Below are 1,518 nucleotides of genomic sequence, written 5' to 3' on the forward strand. Positions count from 1 at the left end.
CTCTCCGCCGCCTTCTCCAGACGGCGCCTCTCGGAACCCTCGCCGAGCAGAACGGCAACGGCGGACGGCACGCGCCGGAGCAGCGCGGGCATCATCTCGATCACCCGCTCGAGCCTCTTCTCGAACGCGAGCCTGGTCACCGTCATCAGGAGGGGCGTGCCGGGAGGCACGCCGAGGCGGTCGAAGATCTCTCGCGACGGCGGGCCGGGCGAGAAGAGAGAGAAGTCCAGTCCGTTGCGCAGATAGACGAACCGCTCCGGCGGGACCTCGCATCTCTGGGCGACCAGCTCGCCGTTGGCTCCGTCGTTGGTGAGGATGAGCTTCGCGCATGGGGTGCGGAATGCGATCACTTCGGGGAAGTTGAGGCGAAACCGGATCGGATCGTCGAGGCTGAGGGACAGGCTCGTCCCGAAGATGCGAATCACATTCGGGACGCCCAGAGCCTCCGCCACGCGGCGCGCGACCGGGGCCTCGTAGGCGCCGAACGAAAGCACCAGATCCGGCCGCACTTTGCGGGCGACTTCGAGCGCTGTCCGTGTGCCGATCGACCGGTATGCCAGGTAGGACGCGATGCGGATCCCCAGGCGGATCGGAAGCGCCGCGACCCCCGGATGGAAGGACCACCGCGTGGGGAAGCGGTGGAGTCTGATCCCTTCCCACTCCTCCTCGCCGCCCGGCATCCCTCTCTCGGCGGGCAGGACGATGTGAACCTCGTGGCCCCTCTCCGCCAGGGCGCGCGGCGTGCGCGAGAAGGATCCCGCCCCGATCCCGGGGCCCATGCTCCAGAACGACGGCTCGGCATAGACGATCAGGAAGCGCCGTCCCGAGCCTGCCGTCGGAGTCACCGATCCCTCCGACATCCCGATCCCGCGCTCATCCGACCACCGCCGTCATCCCGACTCCATCCTCTCCCCTGCTCTCGTCTCCGATCGAACCGCAGGCGTAGACTAGGCGATGGTCGGTCGGCCCGCAACCGACACGGATCGTTGCCCTCTTCCCTCCGCATGCGCCACCATAACCGGAGAGATGGAGCGAAGCATGATCGGCCCGCAGCACGCGGATGATGAAGCGGCCTTCTGGAGCGTCCGGCAGAGCCCCGACCAGCCGGACCACCGGACGAGGATGCGCGCCGCATCCCCGCAGCAGCTCTGGGAGGATCCCCGGGTCGAGGCGATCGCCCGCGGGCCGTTCCTCGACAGGATGCTCCGGGCCTGCTCTCCCCCCGGCCTCGAGATCCTCGAACTGGCGTGCGGCTGCGGCTGGCTCTCGCTCGAGCTGGCGCGCGCCGGTCACAGCGTCCGCGGCATCGACCTCTCGCCCGGACGGATCCAGAGCGCCAGGGAATATGCCGAGCGGCTGCGCCGCGGCGGAGAGGCGCTGGGCCCTCTCGAGCACGAGGTCGGCGATCTCAACAGCCTCCGGCTTCAAGAGGAGAGATACGACAGGATCGTCTGCTGGGACGGGCTTCACCATATCGCCTCTCTCGCTCCCCTCCTGGTCCAGGTCCGGAGGGCCTTG

General features: G+C 68.8%; 2 protein-coding genes. One reads left to right on the forward strand and one right to left on the reverse strand.

The features are described from left to right. Positions 1-860 (reverse strand): glycosyltransferase family 4 protein (locus FJY88_14330; protein ID MBM3288504.1); only part of this gene is annotated, 860 nt, incomplete at its 3' end. Positions 861-954: 94 nt separating this feature from the next. On the opposite strand from FJY88_14330, the gene FJY88_14335 reads away from it, so the two are divergent. Beyond that, on the forward strand, positions 955-1,518 hold a 564-nt coding region (locus FJY88_14335; protein ID MBM3288505.1), incomplete at its 3' end, for a class I SAM-dependent methyltransferase.

Source organism: Candidatus Eisenbacteria bacterium (assembly GCA_016867495.1).
Lineage (GTDB): Bacteria > Eisenbacteria > RBG-16-71-46 > CAIMUX01 > VGJL01 > VGJL01.